The 22,292-nt window shown below is 37.1% G+C and carries 18 protein-coding genes; 9 read left to right on the forward strand and 9 right to left on the reverse strand.

What is annotated here, in order from left to right; translation table 11 throughout:
- Positions 1–1,126: tyrosine--tRNA ligase (tyrS, locus tag C0430_RS07205; RefSeq protein ID WP_290867332.1), on the forward strand; the 1,126-nt coding region annotated here is incomplete at its 5' end.
- A 52-nt stretch (positions 1,127–1,178) separates the two neighbouring features.
- On the opposite strand, the gene C0430_RS07210 is transcribed toward tyrS, so the two are convergent.
- The 6 genes from C0430_RS07210 to C0430_RS07235 form a co-directional block, all read right to left on the reverse strand.
- Positions 1,179–2,159, reverse strand: a complete 981-nt coding sequence (locus C0430_RS07210; protein WP_290867334.1) for an acyl transferase — start codon at positions 2,157–2,159, stop codon at positions 1,179–1,181.
- A gap of 82 nt (positions 2,160–2,241) precedes the next feature.
- On the reverse strand, positions 2,242–3,174 hold the full coding sequence (locus tag C0430_RS07215; RefSeq protein ID WP_290867336.1) for a T9SS type A sorting domain-containing protein: 933 nt from the start codon (positions 3,172–3,174) through the stop codon (positions 2,242–2,244).
- A 203-nt stretch (positions 3,175–3,377) separates the two neighbouring features.
- Positions 3,378–4,388, reverse strand: a complete 1,011-nt coding sequence (locus tag C0430_RS07220; RefSeq protein ID WP_290867338.1) for a T9SS type A sorting domain-containing protein — start codon at positions 4,386–4,388, stop codon at positions 3,378–3,380.
- A 103-nt stretch (positions 4,389–4,491) separates the two neighbouring features.
- A complete protein-coding gene (locus C0430_RS07225; RefSeq protein WP_290867340.1) occupies positions 4,492–4,830 on the reverse strand; it encodes a T9SS type A sorting domain-containing protein in 339 nt (112 codons plus the stop codon).
- Between the two features lie 228 nt (positions 4,831–5,058).
- Positions 5,059–6,246, reverse strand: coding sequence for a hypothetical protein (locus C0430_RS07230; protein WP_290867342.1), 1,188 nt, complete (start codon positions 6,244–6,246; stop codon positions 5,059–5,061).
- A gap of 290 nt (positions 6,247–6,536) precedes the next feature.
- Positions 6,537–9,275, reverse strand: a complete 2,739-nt coding sequence (locus C0430_RS07235; protein WP_290867344.1) for a TonB-dependent receptor — start codon at positions 9,273–9,275, stop codon at positions 6,537–6,539.
- A gap of 181 nt (positions 9,276–9,456) precedes the next feature.
- Here C0430_RS07235 and C0430_RS07240 point away from each other — a divergent pair, with 181 nt between their 5' ends.
- From C0430_RS07240 to phoU, 8 genes are all read left to right on the forward strand, one after another.
- A complete protein-coding gene (locus C0430_RS07240; RefSeq protein WP_290867346.1) occupies positions 9,457–10,140 on the forward strand; it encodes a response regulator transcription factor in 684 nt (227 codons plus the stop codon).
- Positions 10,141–10,180: 40 nt separating this feature from the next.
- On the forward strand, positions 10,181–11,263 hold the full coding sequence (locus C0430_RS07245) for an ATP-binding protein (RefSeq protein ID WP_290867348.1): 1,083 nt from the start codon (positions 10,181–10,183) through the stop codon (positions 11,261–11,263).
- A 166-nt stretch (positions 11,264–11,429) separates the two neighbouring features.
- On the forward strand, positions 11,430–12,719 hold the full coding sequence (locus tag C0430_RS07250) for a porin (protein ID WP_290867350.1): 1,290 nt from the start codon (positions 11,430–11,432) through the stop codon (positions 12,717–12,719).
- A 242-nt stretch (positions 12,720–12,961) separates the two neighbouring features.
- A complete protein-coding gene (locus tag C0430_RS07255; protein ID WP_290867352.1) occupies positions 12,962–13,795 on the forward strand; it encodes a phosphate ABC transporter substrate-binding protein in 834 nt (277 codons plus the stop codon).
- A gap of 164 nt (positions 13,796–13,959) precedes the next feature.
- Positions 13,960–15,192 (forward strand): phosphate ABC transporter permease subunit PstC, encoded by a 1,233-nt coding sequence (pstC, locus tag C0430_RS07260; RefSeq protein WP_290867355.1) that lies wholly within the window; start codon positions 13,960–13,962, stop codon positions 15,190–15,192.
- Position 15,193: 1 nt separating this feature from the next.
- Positions 15,194–16,138, forward strand: coding sequence for a phosphate ABC transporter permease PstA (pstA, locus tag C0430_RS07265; protein ID WP_290867357.1), 945 nt, complete (start codon positions 15,194–15,196; stop codon positions 16,136–16,138).
- Between the two features lie 44 nt (positions 16,139–16,182).
- On the forward strand, positions 16,183–16,941 hold the full coding sequence (gene pstB, locus C0430_RS07270) for a phosphate ABC transporter ATP-binding protein PstB (protein ID WP_290867359.1): 759 nt from the start codon (positions 16,183–16,185) through the stop codon (positions 16,939–16,941).
- Between the two features lie 62 nt (positions 16,942–17,003).
- Positions 17,004–17,675, forward strand: coding sequence for a phosphate signaling complex protein PhoU (gene phoU / locus C0430_RS07275; protein ID WP_290867361.1), 672 nt, complete (start codon positions 17,004–17,006; stop codon positions 17,673–17,675).
- A gap of 81 nt (positions 17,676–17,756) precedes the next feature.
- On the opposite strand, the gene C0430_RS07280 is transcribed toward phoU, so the two are convergent.
- From C0430_RS07280 to C0430_RS07290, 3 genes are all read right to left on the reverse strand, one after another.
- Positions 17,757–18,824, reverse strand: coding sequence for a glycosyltransferase (locus tag C0430_RS07280; RefSeq protein ID WP_290867363.1), 1,068 nt, complete (start codon positions 18,822–18,824; stop codon positions 17,757–17,759).
- A gap of 140 nt (positions 18,825–18,964) precedes the next feature.
- On the reverse strand, positions 18,965–19,423 hold the full coding sequence (locus C0430_RS07285; protein WP_290867365.1) for a hypothetical protein: 459 nt from the start codon (positions 19,421–19,423) through the stop codon (positions 18,965–18,967).
- Between the two features lie 73 nt (positions 19,424–19,496).
- On the reverse strand, positions 19,497–22,292 hold a 2,796-nt coding region (locus C0430_RS07290; protein WP_290867368.1), incomplete at its 5' end, for a hypothetical protein.

A 22,292-nucleotide genomic window follows, 5' to 3' on the forward strand; every position in this document is an offset into this window, starting at 1 on the left:
TTTTCAGTTATCAGGACATAAACCATTGGCTTTAGTAGGCGGTGCAACAGGAATGATTGGCGATCCGTCCGGAAAATCAAATGAAAGAAATTTGCTGGATGAAGCCACTTTACGCCACAATCAAGAAGCGATAAAAGGACAATTATCCCGCTTTTTAGACTTCACTTCCAATGCGCCAAATGCTGCCGAATTAGTAAATAATTACGATTGGATGAAGAATTTCTCTTTCTTGGAATTCATTCGTGACGTAGGGAAACATATTACGGTAAACTATATGATGGCCAAAGATTCTGTAAAGAAACGATTGTCTTCTGAAGCTGCCGAAGGAATGTCATTCACGGAGTTTACCTATCAATTGGTTCAAGGATACGACTTTTTGCATTTGTACCGAGATAAAAGCTGTACGCTTCAAATGGGCGGAAGTGACCAATGGGGAAACATTACCACGGGAACCGAATTAGTGCGTAGAATAGCTAGTGGAAAGGCCTATGCCTTGACTTGTCCGTTAATCACCAAAGCCGACGGAACCAAGTTTGGTAAATCCGAAGGAGGAAATATTTGGTTGGATTCCGCCAGAACTTCGCCATATAAATTTTACCAATATTGGTTGAATACTTCCGATGTGGATGCCGAAAAATACATCAAGATTTTTACATTTTTGACGAAAGAAGAAATTCAAGATTTGACCGAAAAACATATAGAAGCGCCACATTTGCGTTTGTTGCAAAAACGTTTGGCCGAAGAAATAACCATTATGGTGCATTCGCAAGCCGATTTGGAAAATGCGATTAAAGCCTCGGGAATTCTTTTTGGAAATGCCACCGCTGATGATTTGAAACAATTGGACGAAGCCACTTTCTTGGAAGTTTTTGACGGAGTTCCGCAAGCTGAAATTGCCAAATCCGAAATCGAATCCGGAATCAACATTGTTGACGTTCTAAACGAAAAAACAGGTTTCTTAAAATCGAATGGTGAAGCAAGACGCGCTTTAACGGCCAATTCCATTTCTGTAAACCGAGAAAAAGTAACCGAAGAATTCGTGCTTTCGATCAAAGATTTAATCAATAATCAATTTGTGTTGTTACAAAGTGGAAAGAAAAATTATTTTGTATTGAGGATTGTTTAACTGTTTAATCGTTTATTTGGTTAACCGATTAAACAAATAAACGAATTAACTTTTATATCACCATCAAATTACAACCGCGAATATCCGAATTATCAAAACGTCCCAATACCTCGAAAGAGTTGTTGGGATTTTTTTTGCCCAAATCCTGCGTGGCAATAAAAGAGCAGGAATTGATATTGGCCAAATCAATCACGTTGATACCGCCTGTTTTTCCGCTGGAAACATAAGTCAAGGCATCTTCAGTGTCGCGAACGAGAATTTGCATCCAGGAAGGGCATTCGAACACGCCATTTCCCAAGGAATAGGCTTGCGACAACAATTCGGTCATTCCATATTCAGAATGGATGGCAGTCACGCCAAAACCCTGGCAAAGTTGTTCGTGCAATTCTTCGCGAATCATTTCTTTGCGTTGGCCTTTCATTCCACCCGTTTCCATAATAATGGTGTTTTGCAACTGGAAAGGATGTTTTTCGATTAAATCCAACAAAGCATAAGTAACGCCAATCAGAATCACGTTTTGTCCCGAATTGTCCAATCGGGTCAATTTTTCGATGAGTTCTTCGTGGTTGTGAAGATAAAAACCACTTTCGGGATTGTTGGTCATTTGAATCAAGTCTTCGACCATGTAAATCAGTGAAGAACCTTCGCGTTCCAAATAGGAAGGAAGTAAAGCCAAAACCACGTAATCTTCGATATTGCCGTAGAATTGTGAAAATCCTTTTCGATAACTTTCTTCATATAAACTGACTTCGGTAACGAAATGTTTGCTTGTTGCCATTCCTGTTGTGCCACTGCTGGTAAAGGTTTCTTGAATTGGGTTTTCATTGGAAATTACTCTGTGGCTTTTGAAAAACTGTATCGGTAAAAACGGAATTTGCTCCAATGATTTCACTTTTTGAAGATCTGTTTTTAAAAAATCGCAAAATTCTCGATAGACCAAGTTGTTTTGATGCTGAAAACGAAATGTCTTAAGCGCTATTTTTTCAAATTGCTTTTGGCTCGAAATGGAAAATATGTCTGGAGTTGGAATCAAGAATTCTTTTTTGCAAAAGTAATTAAATAAAAAAAACTCCAACTTTACAATTGGAGTTTTTAATAAATTAGGTTGCCATTAATTATTCAATAATTAATTTTTTGGTATCTGTTTTTCCGTCTTCAGTGATTTTTACAAAATACACTCCACTTTTTAGGTTGGAAACATTTACGGAACTGCTGGAAGTTTTGGTGTTTAAAACTTGTTTTCCCAATACGTCATAAACGGCAATCGATTTTGCTTCACTGCTGTTAGAAGTGATGTATAAAGTACCGTTGGAAACCGGATTTGGATACATGTTCAAACCTGCAATAGCGTTTTGTTTGAGGCCTAAATTAGCTTCACTGACGCTTATGATAAAATTGTCGATGGCATACAATCCATTACTGCCGGGATCGCTGGCATCTGTCCATTTAATCCATAAATTTGTTCCATTTGCCCAATTTAATCCTGATATGATGTTGGACATATTCGTGTAATTCGCGGCTAAATTTCCGTTAACGGCATTATTGGTATTTACAGTTGTCAATTTTTCTTTTAAATCCAGGGCCGTTACGCTTGTCCAATTTCCATTGTCTAAACTTGTGGCGTCAAAACTATAAGAGAAAGCTACAGTTTCATTTGCCATTTCATTGTCGGATTCTCTCCATTGTTCCATTCTAGCTTGGATGGATATTTTTGTAACAGTACCTCCTGTATTGTTTGTAAATACGGCTCCCAATGCTGGAATTGTAGTTCCATCTGCCAGTGTTCCAAAAGCTCTTTCTTCGGAGCCTGTAGCGCCAACATTGTAAACATTGCCGGAATTTGCCGCTCCATTAGTTACGGCCATTGTCAAAGTTGCTCCGTTAGCGACATTAATTGCAGTCCATCCGGGAATAAAAGCCGTTTCAGTAGCGCCCATTCCGCTAAAATCTTCAGTATAAGGAACGTTTACGCCAATAAGGCTGATTGGTGTTTGTCCGAAAGACAAAGAGGTCAATAAAACGATGGATAGTGTGTAAAGTTTTTTCATTTTTGGGGGATTTAAAGTTATGTTGTAAATATAGTAAGTATTTTCTTTTAAGAATACAAAAACATAAAAAAACTGCACTTTTTTAACTTCTAAAATACGGTCAATTTATTGATAGTAATGCCATTACGTGCGTTCGCTTTGTTGGTTCCAATAAAAAAGCTCCAATTGCAAAATTGGAGCTTTTAATTTTTTTAAGAAATTAACTATTCGATAATTAATTTTCTAGTGTCTGTTTTTCCTTCTTCCGTGATTTTTACAATGTAAGCACCGCCTTTTAGGTTGGATACATTTACGGCGTTGTTGGAAGTTTTGGCATTCAATACTTGTTTGCCTAATATGTCGTAGATTTCAACGGATTTTGCTGAAGCACTGTCAGAAGAAATGTATAAAGTACCATTTGTTACTGGGTTTGGATATACATTTAATCCGGATATTTTGTTTTGCTTAACGCTAAGAGGTGCTGCTGGAGTAACAGAAGCCCAATCGCTACCAACTCTAATTTCATCTATTTCAACATTTCCTGTTCCGGTAGTAGCATTACCTCCTTGCCTAATGCAAATACTAAGTATAGATGCAGGTGCAGTAGTTGTGCCTGAAGCATTTGTAGCAGTAGCGGTTGGTTCAACTGCGCCTGGAGTAGGATTTATGTATATGCTTGCTGTGTTTGTAGCTATGACAAATTTTACAACTACAAAATATGTTGTTGAAACGGCAAAGTCAGTTGCAATGTATGATGGAGCAACGGTTCCTCCACTGTTGTTTAATATACCTATGTTAAATGTGTTTACAGCCGATCCTTGTCGAACGTAAATTCTAGCGGGTAAATTTGATATAGTAGATCCTGCAGATCCTCCTAAAGATAAAGAATAGTCACCTGCTGATGTGTTTAGATTCATTCCTGTATTATCAACTGCTTTTATTAATGCGGAATAATAAATTGTTCCTGTTAATGCAGATGTAGTTGGGTAATTATCGTCTTCTGAATTTCCGGCAATAACAGAGGTACGATTTCCTGTTGAAGCAGCTAAACCAGTGAAAGATAAGCTGCTTCCACTATCACTTGCAGTTGTTAGAATTGTTAGTTGACCTGCAGTTGTTCCACTATGTAAAGTCCAACCATTTGCTGTTAAAGCTCCAGTCCCAGTAAAAGGAATTGTTTGCCCAAAAGACAAACTAGCCAATAAAATAAAAGATAAAGTGTAGAGTTTTTTCATAACATTTTTTTAAATTAGTTACGCAAATATAACAATAGTTTCTTTTGTAAGAAAAGAAACAATGTAAAAAAAACATTAAATTATGAAGGAATTTGGGATGCTACTACTTGACTATAAGTTTTCTAGTGGCAGAGGCTTCTCCTTCGTTTATTTTGATGATGTAAACGCCTGGAGACAGGTTAGAAATACCAAGTTCTCTTGAACTAATGGTGGTTTGAAGGACTTTTTTACCCAAAACGTCAAAGATGATTATCTCTTTGTCGGAGTCGTTTTTTGAGGTGATATATACTTTGCCATTGCTCACGGGGTTTGGGTACAAGTTTAAACCCTCAATGTTTGTGGTTTCTTGAAGTTTGGATTGTTGCTTTGTCTCTTGGGCAGATAGGCCTAGAGTAAAGAAAAAAACCAGAAAAGTGGCAATATAAAAGTAATTTTTCGTCATCAGTTCGATTTGGTTACGTAAAGATATTAAAAAAACTTTTCAAATAGTATACCAAAATCGATAAAAGTGCGTTCCCAAGAGTTTTTTGGCTAAAAATTAACGAATTAAATTAGGCTTGGCAGTCATTGTCAAACAGTTTTCCAGATGTTTGAACAAAAAAACATCCTGGAATTTCCAGGATGTTTTATGGATATGACTAAAAATTGTTTTTACAAATAAGGCAATTATTTACTGGAAAAGTGCCCAACCAGAAGCCCAATCTGGGGCTGCAGATCCGTTTCCAGCTCCAGTTGCAACAGAAGATTCTGAAGTTACAAAAGCGCTAACATTTGATGAAGTTCCAGCTGTAGTTTTTCCTTTGGTTTTTGTTGCAATATCGGAAATGAAATTTACAGATGTTGCTTTTAGAGTTCCTGCAACAACAGCAGCAATACTTTCGTCGCTTTCAACATTTACTCCTGTTGCCCATCCGCTTAAAACTACGTTTGTGAAAATTCCTTTAGTTCCTCTTCTTAATTTTAATCCGTCATTTTCTGTGTAAACTAATGGGTCAGCAGTGCTTCCAGGACCAACAAGAGTTAAGTTTGTAATTGTAGGATTTGAAATAGGTGTGTTTAAAAATCCTAATTCATAATTGTCTGCTTCAATTCCTCTGTTTCCTAAACCGAAAGCTTCTTTGCCATACCAGTATGAGTTTGTTCCGCTCCAACCTTCTGTCCAGTCAAATTGATCGTCTTCGTTTCCAAAAGAAACCAAGTGAGAAGTATTTACTGTCCCTCCGAAGAATTCAATTCCATCATCAGATCCGTGATATAACTGTACGTAGTCGATTGTTGTTCCAGATCCTACTCCGAATAATGAAAGTGCGTTAAATTCTTTTGTAGGGCTATATCTAGCTCCGGAATATTCGATTCTTAAATATTTGAGTGATCCTGAATTGTCGTTAGCGATATTTCCTCCGTAAGTTAAATCAGAAACTTCTGCTTGGGCAGTAGTTGCTCCGCCGCTTACAATATTAATTGGTGCTTTTCCGCAGATAACTAATCCACCCCAGTCACCAGCAGCTTTTGTTGCTAAACCACTTGTCATTACAACAGGGTTTGTAGCGGTACCGTTTACATAAATTTTTCCTCCTTGCGCAATTGCAATGTATGAAGCTGTTCCGCCGGTTCCTTCAATTCTTGTTCCAGCAGGAATTGTTAATGTGGCACCACTGCTTACTAGGAGTTTTCCACTTAGTTTATAAGTAGTTGCTGGATTAAGAATTACTTCGCCATCTTTTATGGTGCCTTCAAATTTGTTAGCGTCAACAACAAATGTTGATGATGGAGTTGAGTCATTAGAAGAAGAGCAACTAGTAAACAAACTTGCCGATACGGCAATAATTCCAAATAATTTTACAATTGATTTTTTCATAATTGTTTTTAAATTTTAAATTTAATTTCTATGGCAAAGATGTTGTGAATTTGATTTATAAGCGTTAAGCAATTGTCATTGTTATTTTAAATAAATGCTGTTTTTATATTATGTTAATGTTTCTTGTGTTATCTAAAGTTTATGTAGTCATAAAAGTTTTAAAATTGCAGGTTTTGTTGGATTAAAATTTTCAACCCATTCCGAATATAAGTAAGCTTGAGGCATTTCTTAATTTGGAATGGGTTGAAAGGAAACGAAATATTTAGACTGTTTTTTGAAATAGTTTAGTTTTAAAATTGATAATTAAGGTTCAAACTCAAGGTCAATCCTTTTTTATAAGATAATACATTTATATCTCCGTTAGAATTTTCTTGAACTCTGTTAAGAGTTGGGTTTAATAGATTTTTAGCAACAAATCCAATGCCTATGTTTTTATTAAGTTTAGATTTCGCAATAAAATCTAAAGAGCTAAAGGCTTTGTCAATCAGGTTTCCTCTATCGCTAGTTCCGATGGCATAAACACGATCTGAATAATAAGAATAAGCCAAGGTGGTGGTAAGATTGTTTTTGTTGTCATTCCATTTGTTTAAAAAGGAAATATCAGCGTTCAATAACAAATCAGAGGCTCCAGTAAATTTGCTTTTACTGTTGGTGAAAACAACATTATAGTCGGTTTCTTTTATTACTTTTTCTGAATTTAATTCTTGATTACTGTATAAATAAGAAGCATTGATGCCTGCTGAAAGTTTCTTCGGATTTTTACTTTCGAAATCAAAAAGTAGTTTTCTGTATTCTACTTCTGCTCCAGTTACATAACCATAATCTCCTGTGTTTACATAAGAAATATCGTTGGTTGATGAGGCAATTGTAACTTCGTTCATTGGATTCTGAATATATTTTCCAAAAGCAGTTACTGAAATTAGCTCTTCGCTTTTAGGAAACATTTCCCATTTTAAATCAAAATTATAATCATCAGAAGCGTACAAATGTGGATTTCCTATTTTTACTTCGGTTACTTCTTCATAAAGAAACAAAGCTCTTTCTTTGAACTGAGGTAAAGTATAGGTTTTGCTGAATCCAAAACGTAAATTTTGTTTGTCGTTTAATTCATATTTCAAAGTTAGACTTGGCAAAAAAGCATATTTATCTAATTCGTCTTTTCCTCCACTTGGGTCTAATTGAGTATTCCATTTTATTTTTTGAAGAATATATTCGCCTCTCAATCCTAGAACGGTTGTTAATTTGTTAGACTTATATTCAGTGTTTACAAAACCAGCGTTGATAGATTGTTCTCCGTTATAGGTTTGAGGATCTAATGCGTTACTAACTTGTGATCCACCTCGGAAAGTTGAAATGTTGAAGTAACCAGCATCTAAATTTTGTTGGTTGTAAAACAAATCTAAATTTTCAAGGTCAACTATAGTATTTATGTGGTTTGAAGCTGTTTTTAAGCTAAATTGTGTAGCTTCGAAATCTCTTGTTTTATATCTTGAGCTAAATCCAAAAGTTATTTTTCCTTTATATAACCCATCTTCAATTTTTCGAAATTTGTAATCAAATGAAGTGTTTATGGCAGCTTCATCTTCATTCAATTTTTGAAAATATCTATTGTTGTCAGGATAAAGCGTGTAGCCATCAGTTTGTTTTCTGAAAGTGTTCTGAACCCTATCGGGCATATTTCCTTGGATAGTATTGTAGGATAGTCCCCAATTTAATTTCGAACGATCACTAAGCTTGTTTTCGCCTAATAATTGATTAATCCACAAGCTGTTTTTTGTGTAAGTCGTTCTGCGAATCAATCCGTTGCCATCATTGGCTACATCAACGATATAACCAGTGTAGTCTTCTTTAGATTGTGTTGAAGTATTAACGAATACAGTGTTGAAATTTATTTTATTATTGTGGTTTATTTTGTAGCCAATATTAGCCATAGCAGTGGTATTGGTGTTAAAGTTTAATGAAGTATAAGAATCGAAATTCTTGTTTGCCACCCCAGTTCCATTTACGCCTCCTTTAGCAGTGCCATCACTTTTTGAAGTGTATTCGTTATCGTGAGAAAAAGTTGAGAAAAAGTTTATTTTTCCGATATTTCCAACACGAAAAGAGTTTCCGCCTGAAAGACCGAAAGAAGTGCCTACAGGAGATTTCACTTCTAGTTGAAGTGTGTTGAAATTGTATTGATTCAATGGATTGTTTGGTATCGATATATTAGTGAAACCAAAATTACCAACCCCTTTTTGAAGGTTGAAATTGTTTTCAGACAAGGCATTGGTATTCACTTTCGATTTGATATCTAATTTCAGAAAACCATTTCCGCTATAATCTTTAGAAACAATGTCAACATTTCCTCCTGAAAAATCACCATAAAGCTTGCTGCTATATACTTTGTCAATAGAAATATATTCTACAATGTCAGTAGAGAAAATTTCTAAATTAATGTTTTTCTTTTCAGGATCGTTAGATGGAACTGGCAATCCATTCATTGTGGTAGAATTATAGCGATCTCCCAAACCTCTTACAAAAATATTTCCTGAACCTTCTTGCTTAGAAATTCCAGTTACCTTCGTTACGGCAGTCGCCACGTCGCCAACTCCTTTTCTTGAAAGCTCTTCGGCTCCAATGGCTTGTTTTATTTCTACTGCATTTTTTTGTTCTAGCAAAATGGCGGTTTCTTTTTCCCTGCTTGATTTAGTTCTTATTACAACCTCTTTCAGGTTATAATTAGTAGGAATCAAGGATTCATTGGTGATAGTTGTTTCTCCTTCGTTAACGGTAACTATGACTTCGGTAGATTCATACCCGGCAAGGCTAAACTCAACGATATAAACTCCAGGTTGAATGACAATGGAAAACTTTCCGTTGGCATCTGTATTGGTGCTTATGTTGGCTTCTCTTATTATTACTTTTGCCGATGGCAATGTTTTTTGGTTTAAATGTTTGTCTGTTAATACTCCAATAATTTTTCCCTCATTTTTTGAAAATGAAAGTGTGGAGATTAATAGTGCAATAAACAATAGTCTAAATTTCATTTTAATTGTGTTTTTGTTTTTGCAAAGGAAAGGCCAACTTGTAAAGTAAAAGTTACTTGACTATTACGATTTGGTTGCGTTAATATTAACAAATGGTTATCTTATTAAATATGGGTTAACAGCTTTGATGGTTTAGTTTTATCTTTACCTTTACAAATGCAAATGCAGTATTGTTGCTATTATGAAAAAACGAAACACAAAGATTTTACTGGTTGACGATGAACCGGATATCTTGGAAATTGTGGGATACAATCTCTCGCAAGAAGGATATCAAATTTTTACGGCATCCAATGGAAAAGAAGCCATTCTAAAAGCCAAGAAAGAAGTACCCGATCTTATCATTATGGACGTGATGATGCCAGAAATGGACGGAATGGAAGCTTGTGAAAACATCAGGAAAATTCCAGAACTCAACAATGTAATAATCACTTTTCTTACAGCCAGAAGCGAAGATTACTCGCAAGTGGCAGGATTTGACGCCGGAGCCGATGATTATATTACCAAACCCATTAAACCAAAATTATTGGTCAGCAAGGTAAAAGCATTGTTGCGCCGATTGAAAGAACAGGAAAAAAGCAGCGAAACCCTCAATGTGGGCGGCATAGAAATCAATCGCGAAGAATATAAAATCATAAAAAACAATGTCGTAATTGCATTGCCTCGCAAAGAGTTCGAGTTGTTCTACTTATTGGCTTCAAAGCCTGGAAAAGTATTTAAGCGCGACGAAATCCTGGACAAGGTTTGGGGAAATGAAGTCGTTGTGGGCGGAAGAACCATAGATGTCCATATCAGGAAACTTCGAGAAAAAATTGGCGACGATTTTTTTAAAACCATCAAAGGAGTAGGCTACAAATTTGAAGTATAAATTTTGTGTTAAATTTGTACAAATCACCGAACTTTGAAAGATGAAAATAAGTTTTAAAAAAACCTATAAGTTTGCTGTAATTTCAGCTTTATTCATTAGCCTTTTTGTTACGGTATTTGCAATGCTGTTGGTAAAAGCATTATTTGTCTATACCCAAAAAAACATGCTTTTGTTTGGGGTAATCGCCCTTTTCATTATTTACACCTTTTCATTTCTTGTCATACAATATAGAGTGGAGCGTTTTATTTATCGAAGGGTAAAAAAAATCTATGATGATGTTTCCTTATTGGAATCCAGTACATTCATCAATCAACCCATAACAACCGACATGGAAACCTTGACGCAAGAAATGAAGAAGTTTGCCACCGGCAAAAAACTGGAGATTGAAATGTTGAAAGTTCGCGAAGAATACCGAAGAGAATTTCTAGGCAATGTTTCCCACGAACTAAAAACCCCGCTTTTTACCGTGCAAGGTTATATTTCCACACTCCTTGACGGAGCTATGGACGACAAAGCCATTAGAAAGAAATACCTGAAGCGTGCAGAAAAAGGAGTGGAACGATTAATCTATATTGTCGAAGATCTAGATATGATTACCAAACTGGAAGTTGGCGATTTAAATTTGGAATTTTCTGAATTTGATATTGTCGAATTGATTCAAAATGTTTTTGATTTATTGGAAATGAAAGCCGACAAAAAGAAAATCACATTGGCATTCGAAAATTACCACATCCAACCCATTTTTGTAAAAGGAGACAAGGACAAACTACAACAGGTTATCGAAAACTTGATAGTCAATTCCATAAAATATGGCAAAGAAGGAGGCCTGACCGAAGTAAGCGTAATTAATCTAACCAAGAAAAAAGTCTTGATTCGCATCACCGATAATGGAGAAGGAATAGAAAAACAAAATCTTCCAAGAATTTTCGAACGCTTCTATCGCGTCAATAAAAGTGGTTCCCGTTCAGAAGGAGGTTCCGGATTGGGACTCGCCATTGTCAAACACATCATCGAAGCACACAAGGAAAAAATATACGTGGAAAGCGAGTTTGGCATTGGTTCGGAGTTTTCTTTTACTTTGGCAAGGGCCAAATTAAGTAACCTAGGCGAAAAGTTAAATTAACATACAGTCACTATTGTTTTTTTAAAGTTCTAAACAACAAAACATTAGATAAAAAGTATTAACTTTATTGTTTTAAATGAACTTTAATTTATCATCAACATAATGTTGTGTTAACGTTGGCTTAACATAACAGTTTCACCTTTGCAAAATATTAAATCATAAAAAAATGAAAAAGATTTTATTTGCAGGTTTATTCATTGTTTCGTCTCTTCTTAATGCACAAGATGTCAAGAAAGACGAGATCTCAAGAGAAGTAGTTCGTATTTTAGATTCCATTAATAAAGAAAAACAAGCCGAGAAAGCAAAGACCGATAAAGAGTTGTGGTTTAACAAAATCTCTATTCGAGGTTATGTTCAAGTAAGATATAACGGATTGTTTTCCACTAACGACAAAGTCGCTTGCGATCAATGTGATAAATCTTGGGGAACAACTTCAACCGCTCCAGATGCAAAATCTAACAATGGCTTTTTTTTAAGACGTGCTCGTGTCGTTTTCTCTGGACAGGTACATCCTAACGTTTATGTTTACATTCAACCCGATTTTGCTAGTTCTGTATCGTCAGGTATAAATAATTTTGCCCAAATTAAAGATGCTTATGCAGACATTTCGTTCGACAAGAAAAAAGAATACAGAATTAGACTGGGACAAAGTAAAATACCTTTTGGTTTTGAAAATTTGCAATCAAGCCAGAATCGTTTGACATTAGATCGTAATGATGGTTTGAATAGCGCCATCGCCAATGAAAGAGATTTGGGGGCATTTTTTTATTGGGCTCCAGTCGAGATTAGGGAGCGTTTTGCCATGTTAGTAAAAGACGGATATAAAGGTTCTGGAGATTATGGGGTGTTTGCTTTTGGAGCTTATAACGGACAAACAGCTAATAAATCTGAGGCCAATAGAAATTTACACGTAGTGACAAGGGTTACTTATCCATTTGTTATTGGAAATCAAATCATAGAACCAGGATTACAAGCTTATACTGGAAAATGGGCTTTTACCAATGAATTGTCTACAGGCGTGACAACTCCAAATAAACTAAATACTGTTGACCAAAGAGTAGGAGCTACTTTTATTTTGTATCCAAAACCATTTGGAATCCAAACCGAATACAACATTGGAAAAGGACCTCGTTATGACAAGGTTACCAATACGGTTGATGTTTCCAGTTTAGAAGGAGGTTATGTTACTTTAAACTACAAATGGGATTTACCAAAACACCAATATTTATATCCTTTTGCTAAGTTCCAATATTATGACGGTGGAAAGAAATTTGAAAAAGATGCCAGAAGTTATGTGGTAAGAGATTACGAAATAGGTGTAGAATGGCAACCCATCAAAGCATTTGAATTAGTCGCCGAGTGGGTTATTGCTGACAGAACCTTTGAAGACAGCGCACTTCCAAACAACAGGCAACAAGGAAATTTGTTGCGATTGCAAGCGCAATTCAATTTTTAGTTTTCTAATATTAATAGAAAGAGGCTATTTCATACATCTTGAAATAGCCTCTTTTTTTTAAAATTTTAGAGGTTATTATACTGATTTTCAGTATTTAAAAACTTATATTTGTTATGGTTCTTTTTCTTTATTGTAAAATCATTGTAAAAACTACCTAAATAGTAAAGATTGAATAATACTAGCTTAACATAGACTTAACGTTGTCGTTTTACTTTTGTAAAAAAATTAAAATATACTTTAAAATGAATACAACTAAATTAAGAATAGCAGTCCTTTTAGTAGTCGTGATGACTATTGGATATTCGTTTACTACTTTAAGTAAAATAACGATTAAAGGTTCAGATACTATGGTTATTTTATCACAACAATGGGCAGAAGCTTATATGAAAAAACATCCTGAAACAACTATTCAAGTTACTGGTGGTGGATCAGGAGTTGGGCTAGCGGCATTGATTAATGGTTCCACTGACATAGCAAATTCAAGTCGTCCAATCAAGCCGGCTGAGTTGGAAAAAATAAAAGCGAAGTACAGGAAAAACGGTATTGAAATAGCTTGTGCTAAAGACGGTTTGTCGGTTTTCTTGAACAAAGGGAATTCGGTATCTGAATTGACGGTTCAACAAATTGGGGATATTTTCTCGGGTAAAATTACCAACTGGAAACAAGTGGGTGGAGCCGATGCCAAAATCCAATTGTACGGAAGAGAAAGCAGCTCGGGAACTTTTGAATTCTTCAAGGAACACGTGGTAAAAGGTGATTTTTCACCAGCTTGTCAAACCTTGCCTGGTACTGCAGCCATTGTAAATGCAGTGAAAAAAGACAAATACAGCATTGGTTATGGTGGTGCCGCTTATGCCGAAGGAGTTAAAGATTGCAAAGTAAAGAAAGACGCCAAAAGCAAAGGTGTTTTGCCAACGGAAGCCACCATCAAAAACAAAACCTATCCAATTTCGAGATACTTGTACATGTATTTGAAATCAAAACCAACAGGAGAAACCAAAGCTTTTATTGATTGGATTTTGAGTTCAGAGGGTCAAAAAATGATTGCAACAGTAGGCTATTTTCCAGTAAAATAATCAAGGCACAAAAATCCCTCTCTTTCATTAGGGAGGGATTTTTTATATCTATGAAATCGCCATTAAAAACAAGTTTGCGAAAGCAAACACCAATAAGTAAAAGCGATATCATATATGACCACTGAAAAATAAAATTTGCATATATGAATTCTTAAATCCATTAAATGAATTCTCCACTTACAAACAAACAAACTTTCACCAAAGAGAGTTTAAAAAAACAATTCAGGCTTTCCGAGTTTCTGGCCGAGAAAGTCATTTCTTCGGTAGCCTTTCTTTCGATAGCCATTATTTTCCTGATATTCATCTTTGTTTTCAAGGAATCTTTGCCCTTATTCAGTTTTAATGATAAAGCCAAAGCAAACACCGAAATACAAGCAAGTACGGGAGCCGAAGTTGAAACCTATGGAGCCGAAACTGCAGCGGAAGAAAGCCAGCCCGAAACCTATGGCGCTCCAGCCGAAAGTCTGGAACCTGAAACTTACGGAGCTCCAACCGAGGATTTGAATCCAGCGGTTGAAGAAACCGAGTCAGCAGAACCAGAAACCTACGGAACGGTAACCGAAGATTTAAATCCAGATTCTACAACGGATGAGGTTGTCATTGACGAAAAAGTTACGGAAAACAAAGAAGGAGCCGACAAAACCTGGAGCACTTTTTTCTCCACGGAATGGGTTCCCGTTTCCGACAATCCTCGTTTTGGATTGATTGCCTTGCTAGTGGGAACTTTGAAAGTAACCCTGATTGCCATACTTATTGCCGGACCTTTGGCCATATTGGCAGCGGTTTACACTTCCTGTTTTGCATCCAATAGAAGAAAAGAAATCATCAAACCCATCATCGAAATGTTGGCGGCATTCCCGTCAGTGGTTATTGGATTTTTTGCCATGATGGTCTTGGCCACTTTTTTCCAAGATATTTTTGGATACGATTCCAGATTGAATGCTTTTATAGGCGGTGTGGCAATGGCATTAGCAGCAATTCCTATTATTTACACGATTTCAGAAGACGCCCTTTCCGCAGTTCCAAAAACCTATACCGAAGCCAGTTTGGCATTGGGCGCCAGCAAAGCACAAACCGCTTTTTCGGTGATTTTGCCAGCGGCAACTCCGGGTATTTTTGCAGCCTTGCTTTTGGGTGTGGGACGTGTTTTTGGCGAAACGATGATTGCGCTCATGGCAACCGGAAATGCGGCATTATTGTCCGCGAATCCGTTTGAAAGCGTGCGAACTTTTGCCGCAACCATTGGTTCTGAAATGGCCGAAACTGTTTTTGGAGAAACTCATTACAGCGTTTTGTTTTTTATTGGGTCTTTGCTTTTCATTTTCTCGTTCATATTAAACGCGGTGGCAGAATTTTATGTTAAAGGAAGATTAATCAAAAAATTCCAAGGTAAATAGTATGGAAAAAGCAATTAGCATAACAGAAAATCCTTTTGCCAAGACTAACGGCAAGGGAAAAGACGTGAAAGAAAAAGCGGTTGTGGGATTAACGCAACTAGCAGTTATTTTGATTATCGCCATTTTGTTCATCATCTTGGGAATCATCATTTATCAAGGACGCGAGAAATTTTCTTGGGAATTTATCAGTTCTTTTCCAACCGATGGAATGACCCAAGGAGGGATTTTTCCAGCCTTGATTGGTACTTTCATATTGGTCATCGTGATGTCGATAGCGGCTGTTCCTTTTGGGACCATCACGGCCATTTATTTAACGGAATATGCGCACGAAAGTTCAAAATTTGCTGCGGCGGTTCGATTTTCCATAAGAACATTGGCGGTAGTGCCTTCGATTATTTTTGGACTTTTTGGACTCGGATTTTTTATTCAATTTGTGGGAACCGGAATGGATTCCACCTTCAATAACGGACAATTGCATTGGGGACAACCCAATATTCTTTGGGCGAGTTTAACCATGGCCTTGTTGACGCTTCCCGTGATCATTGTTTCCGTGGAAGAGTCTCTCAAAACTATTCCGAGAGAGTTGCGCGAAGCCAGTTTGGCATTGGGAGCGACCAAATGGCAAACGATTAAAAAAATTGTTTTTCCCGAATCCATTTCTGGAATTATGACCGGAACTATTCTTGCCGTGAGTAGAGGTGCGGGAGAAGTTGCGCCGATATTGTTTACCGGAGCGGCTTATTATTTGGCCACTTTACCGGGTTCTTTAAGCGACCAATTTATGAATTTGGGTTATCACGTTTACATTATGTCCACCCAATCATCAGATGTGGAAAAAACGATGCCTATCCAGTTTGCAACTACATTGGTATTGCTTATTCTAACTTTATCTTTAAATTTGGTTGCGGTTGTCATCCGTTCGAGAATTAGAAGAAAAGCAAAATAAATTTATATAGAAAACTATATTATTTTAGATATAACAAAAATAAAATGAGAGACATAAAAATACAGGTTAACGATTTGTCATTATACTACGGCGAAAAAAAGGCGTTGAAGGAAATTTCGATGCAGATTCCAGCCAATAAAGTTACTGCTTTAATCGGGCCTTCCGGTTGTGGAAAATCTACTTTTTTGAGATGCATTAACCGAATGAATGATTTGATTCCAAGCGTGAAAATCACCGGAGAATTGCTTGTGGAAGGAATAGATATCTATGACAAGAACGTGGATGTGGTGAATATCCGCAAAAAAATTGGGATGGTTTTCCAAAAATCCAATCCTTTCCCGAAATCCATTTATGAAAATATTGCTTACGGACCTCGCATCAACGGGATCAACGACAAAACCCAATTGGATGAAATTGTGGAAACTTCTTTGCGACAAGCAGCCATTTGGGACGAATTGAAAGACAGGTTGGGTGATTCTGCCATGGGATTGTCGGGCGGTCAACAGCAGCGTTTGTGTATCGCAAGAACATTGGCGGTAAGCCCGGACATTATCCTTATGGATGAACCTGCAAGTGCCCTGGATCCGATTTCGACTTCCAAAATTGAAGAATTGGTGCATGAATTGAAAGAACAGTACACCATCATCATCGTGACGCACAACATGCAACAAGCGGCAAGAACCAGTGATCATACCGCGTTTTTTTATATGGGAGAATTGATTGAAATGGGAAAAACAAATGCTATTTTTACCAAACCAGAGAAAAAACAAACCGAGGATTACATCACCGGAAGATTTGGGTAAGCAATGCCTCAATTGCAAGCCGATAGGCAATCTAAAATCTTTAATCTGAAATCTAAAATTGTATGACACATTTTGAAATAGAATTAGAAAAATTAAATAATGTAATCGTTAAAATTGGCGCTTTGGCCGAAAGCCAAGTTAGCGAATCCGTAAAAGCATTACTTTCCGAGCCAATTGAAGGCAAAGAAGTGAAGAAAGTGGAAAGCAAAATCGACAAATTGGACGTGAAAATCGACGAGATTTGTCAAAGTATTTTTGCCTTGCAACAGCCTGTGGCTACCGATTTGCGTTTTATCATGGGATGTTTGCAAATTAGCAACGAGATAGAACGAATTGGGGATTTGGCCATGAGCATCATCAAAAGAACCAAGAATATCAAGGAAAAACACGATTTGATAGCCAAGTTTGGCATTGCGGATTTGGGCAGACAAGTGGAACTTATCACGACAAAAACCAATTCCTATTTCTTGACGAGAGACGAAAATACTTTTGCCGAAATTTTCAGTTTGAACACGGCAATCAAAAATAAAAGTGACCAAACCATTCAGGACATCATCACCGAAATGAGAGCCCATTCCAAAACGGTGGTCTCTGGAACCAATCTGGTTATCGGAATCAAACATTTGGAACGAATTTCCGATCATTGTTCAAATATAGCCGAGTACGTGTATTTTATTGTTCACGCCAAAATTATCAAACACGACAAACACGAAGATTCCAACACGGAATCTTAATCGTATAATTCAATTGTTAAAAACCCGAATTGGACTAATTGCTTAGTTTAATTCGGGTTTTTTAATGATAAAAGGTGCGGTTTATTTCTCGAAAACCTGAAATAAATTTGTCCAGTCAAACGGGCTTTCGTGCTGCTGTAATCCTTTGTAAACCTCCATTTCGGCAAGGTTTTCTATCTTGAATTCGTCCTGTTTTGCATAAGGAACAAGAGCTTCTTTCTTGAATTTTTCGGCCAAATATTCCTGTTCGTATTGTCCGGGTGTTGGAATAAAAAAGGCTTTCTTTCCCAGTTTTACCAAGTCCATGATGGTGGTGTAACCGGAGCGGCACAAGATGGTTTCGCTTTCGTTGAAGGTTTGTTCCAGTTGGCGGCTGTTCATGAAATTGTAATAGGTAACATCGCCTGTTTCGTCCTTTTTCTGGTCTTTTTCGACGATGCCTTTGATGAAGATTGTTTTGCCTTTAAAGCCCAAGATTTCTTTTTTTAGTTTCTCCTCCAATATGCCGCGTTGAGGTTCTGGTCCCGACAGAATAACCATCAAGTCATATTTTTTTGGGATGGGTTTTTTCTGGATTCGGCTCAAAGGGCCAATGTATTTTATTTCGAAATCGGCCTTTTTAATGTGACCTAATTTGCCGGTTAAATTTGGAGTCTCTTCAAAATCGGGAACCCAACATTCCGCATATTTTTTGATGATGTGTTGGTGGAGTTTGCTGGTAATCCAGGTCGTGTTTCCGGTCATTACGTTCAATTGGTGGGTGATAAAAACCGAAGGCACTTTTTGGCTGAAAACCCCTAGTCTATTGTCTGAAATGATACCGTCGATATGGTATTTCTTGACCCATTTCTTGATGGTTTTTTTTTCTTCCAAAACGGCTTCAATCATTTTGGGACAATTTTGCAACAGCTTCCATTTGAAATTTTTGCCGTTCTTGGCATATTCTATTTGGTACGAAGGCAATTCCAGCGATTGTAGGTACGGAAATTCTTTTCGCAACAATTCCAGCGCAATTCCATCCGAGGCAATAATTGGAACATAATCGTTTTCCTGCAATGCCTTAATGATGGGAATGCATCTTGTGGCGTGGCCCAAACCCCAATTCAAAGGGGCAATCAAGATGGTTTTTTGAGTAGAATTGAAATTCATTTATTTGTGTCAATTTTGATGCGAAAATATGAAAAGCATTGGCATTTCATATTCCGAAAATATTATTATACCATTAAGTTAATGGTATAAAAAAACTGCCCAAAATTATATTTCTGGACAGTTCAAGTTTTTAATCGATATTACTCTTGAATATAGGTTTTATTTCCGTTTTTGTTGATGTAATAAGTGCCTCCTCTAGAACCCGTATATACTTTTTTACCATTGTATTCACCAGTAACTTTGTCGGCTTTTTTAGGGGCTTTTTCGTTGGATTCTTTCAATATTGGCGCTTTCTTTTTAGAATTTCCTTTGGTGTATTTTTCGTCTTTTATTTTGGCGTCAATTTTGTTCGCTTCCGATTTATTGTTTGGTTTCGCTTTTGCAGAAACATCTTTGTCGTATTTTTCGCCTGATTTTTTGGCAACTTCTTTTTTGGAACTTTCTTTTGTGGGTTTTACGGGAACATCTTTGTCATAATCATAACCCGATTTCTTTTTGGTGGTTTCCTTTTTTGCAGGTTCTTTTTTCGCTTTGGTTTCTTGCGCAAAAATACTTGTCGAAAAAACAAAAACGAGACATAACAGGACTAACTTTTTCATAATAAGCTGAATTTAAGGTTTGAATGTTAAAGTTAATAAATAAATTGTCAAAAATTATTTTTTGTATTTTTTTTTAAAAATAAGCCCTCAATTGCACGCTTCCGGTGTGAATGGTTGCACTGGTTTCGCTTTTTCGACCTTGATAATTGAAATTGATGTCCAGAAAAGAGGTCAAATTCTTTTGCAAAAGCAATCGCCAAGTCAGGTTTTGTCCCGTTTGCAAACCTTCGAGCATTTGAAATCCCACCGACGAAAATTCATTACCAACGAATTTGTTTTGGTAAAAGGAAACTTCCCCATTCATCGTGAATTTTTTCTCGCCGGCATACGAAAACGAAGTTCCAAAACGACTTTGCTGTAAAGTTTCCAATTTGCCGATTTGATTTTCCTTGTTTTGAAATTCATAAAACAAGTCCCAACTGGTGCTTTTCGAGAACAAATAACTGATTTTTGGTGCTAATTGATAGCCCTCGATTTTATAATTCTTCTCCGGATAATTTTCCGATGTCAATGCGGTTTGGATGGTTTTGGCAAACATCCCGAACAACCAACTTTTTTGGTACAAATGATTGTATTGAATTTGGTTCGAACTGTTTTTGGCATTTTGTGAACCAATCGAAAGCAAGTTTTTGTTCTCGTTCTGAACATAAGTATAAGTCACTGAATGCTTTTGTTTTCCGCGGTTGAAAAACAAGCTGTTCCTGAAACTCGAATTCAATCCCAAGACATTTTCCTCGGATTTACTGAAAGGATTCAGGTCGAAATTGTCGCCTTTGTTTTCCACTTTTCGGTCAATGAGATAGGAAGTTTGGTTGTAAAAATAGGAGAGTAGTTTTTTAAACCCGTCTTCGTTTTGCCACTGATTGGGGTTCAAGGTAATGGATTGCGAAAACTTGTTTTGATGCGTTTTGATGTAAATGCGGTTGGGCAAATACACTCGAATGTATTTCGCTTGATCCACAAAAGGTGCGACTTCAAACTCTTCCAATTCCTGTATTCCGTTGTCGTTGTAGTCATTCCAAGTATAAATACCTTGCCCAACGGGAACTTCAAGATACGTAAATTCCTGTTGCGGAATGGAACCCGAATTGGTTTCGAAAACTGTCGTCGATTGAATCAATTGGTTGAAAAAACGGTCGTTGTAAATCATTCTGGAATTCAGCGAAGGTTCTTTTTTCTTGGTCGCATCCACAAAATCCAAAACGCGATAATTCACAAAAAGGGACAAATCACTTTTGCTGGTTTGAATCAATTTCGACCGCAAAGCAAAAGTTTGGGAATTGTTTACGCGTTGAATCATACCGTTCAGCAAACTGTCATTCGCTCTTTTGAAATAACCCAATTCCACGAAAACCTTGGTGCTGTCGCCACGTCCGGCAAAAAATCCGTATTCGGTAAATCGTTGGCTCAAGGCCGAAAATTGGTTGCTGGCTTTATCTTTTTCTTGGTTGTCTTCCAGTTTCAGGCTGCTGCCAATCCAGTTTTTCTTGAAATGATACTTGACTTGGGTTTGGTTTCGCAAAAACTTCGATGTAGAAGTCGTTGCATCGCTATTGAGGTAACTTCCCAAATTTCGAATCTTCCATTGGTTCAAACTAAAGGAAGCATTCAAAATGTGACGATTTCCGGAAAAATTTCCCGAGTAATCCAACTTTTCAAATTGATAAACCAAGTTTCCTTTTTCGGGCAAAGTCATTTGCAGACCCGAAACCAAATAACTTTGATTGCCAATGACGGTGGTTCCCAAATTCCAGTCGCGTCCAAATTCAATGCTGTAGAGCCGTTCCACCGAGCTGAAATCCTTGGCTATGAATTGGTAATTGGCAAAAGCATCCACATTCCATTTTTTGGAAAAAAGCCGTTGTTTGGCATTTATTTTGGTCGCCAATCCTTGATTATTGGAATCGTCCAGCGAAGAAAAAAGGTTTTTGTCGTTGTTGCTCACGCCAATTTCAAAATCAATTGCCGTTTTCTCGCTAGGATTGTATTTGCCCAAAAAGGTGGCTACTTGGGTTTTTATCGGAGCCACCAATTGTATGACGGGCTCGTAATTGCCTTGAGGAATTCCATTTACGGGTTCGATATATTCGTAAATTCTGCCAATGGCAGCGCTGTTTTTTAGGATGTAATTCCCTTTGTTGGCGGCGACTTGGCTGAAACGAACATTGTATAAAACATCGTCTGGATTGTTCGAATATTCAAAAATTTCAACGGCATTTAGCATCGTTTTTTTATACAAAATTTTGTTGTCGGAATAGGAATCCAGATAAGCGGAAGGTGCCACCATCAAGTTTGTATTGTCGCCAGCATCGACCAAAATTTGTGCCTGTTCGGCCGAAAGACTTTGTTGTAAAGGCTGGTTTTTCAAGTCGTTTTCGGAATACAAATAACTGCCGAAACTCCATTTTTTGCTTTCGTGGCTTCCGCCGGCATAAGTGACGAATCGGGTGTAATTTTGGTTGGAATATTGGTATTCGACGGCAATTCGCATTTCGGAAGTAATGGTGAAAAGTGGCGTAAAGATGATTTCCCCGGCATTGTAATCGATCGTGTAATCGTTGTTTTCGCCCCGTTTCAAAAGGATTCCGTTCACGTAAACCCGCTCGGAACCCGAAATGACCAAGACGTACAATTCGCCATTTTGCCCTATTAATTTATAAGGCCCTTGATTTCCTTCCTGTCCCACAAAATTACTTTTGGCATATTGTCCTTTGACCAAGGCCGCCGAAGCAAAAATATTGGTTTTGTTGTCTTCGTCTCCAAAGTCGAAACTGGTGGTGATTCCTTGCGCTTTTTTGTTGAAATTCAGGAATTGGGTTTTGTGGTTTTCCAGAAAAACATCTCCAGCTCGAATGTTCCATTTGTCGCT

Source organism: Flavobacterium sp., from assembly GCF_013823965.1.
GTDB lineage: Bacteria > Bacteroidota > Bacteroidia > Flavobacteriales > Flavobacteriaceae > Flavobacterium.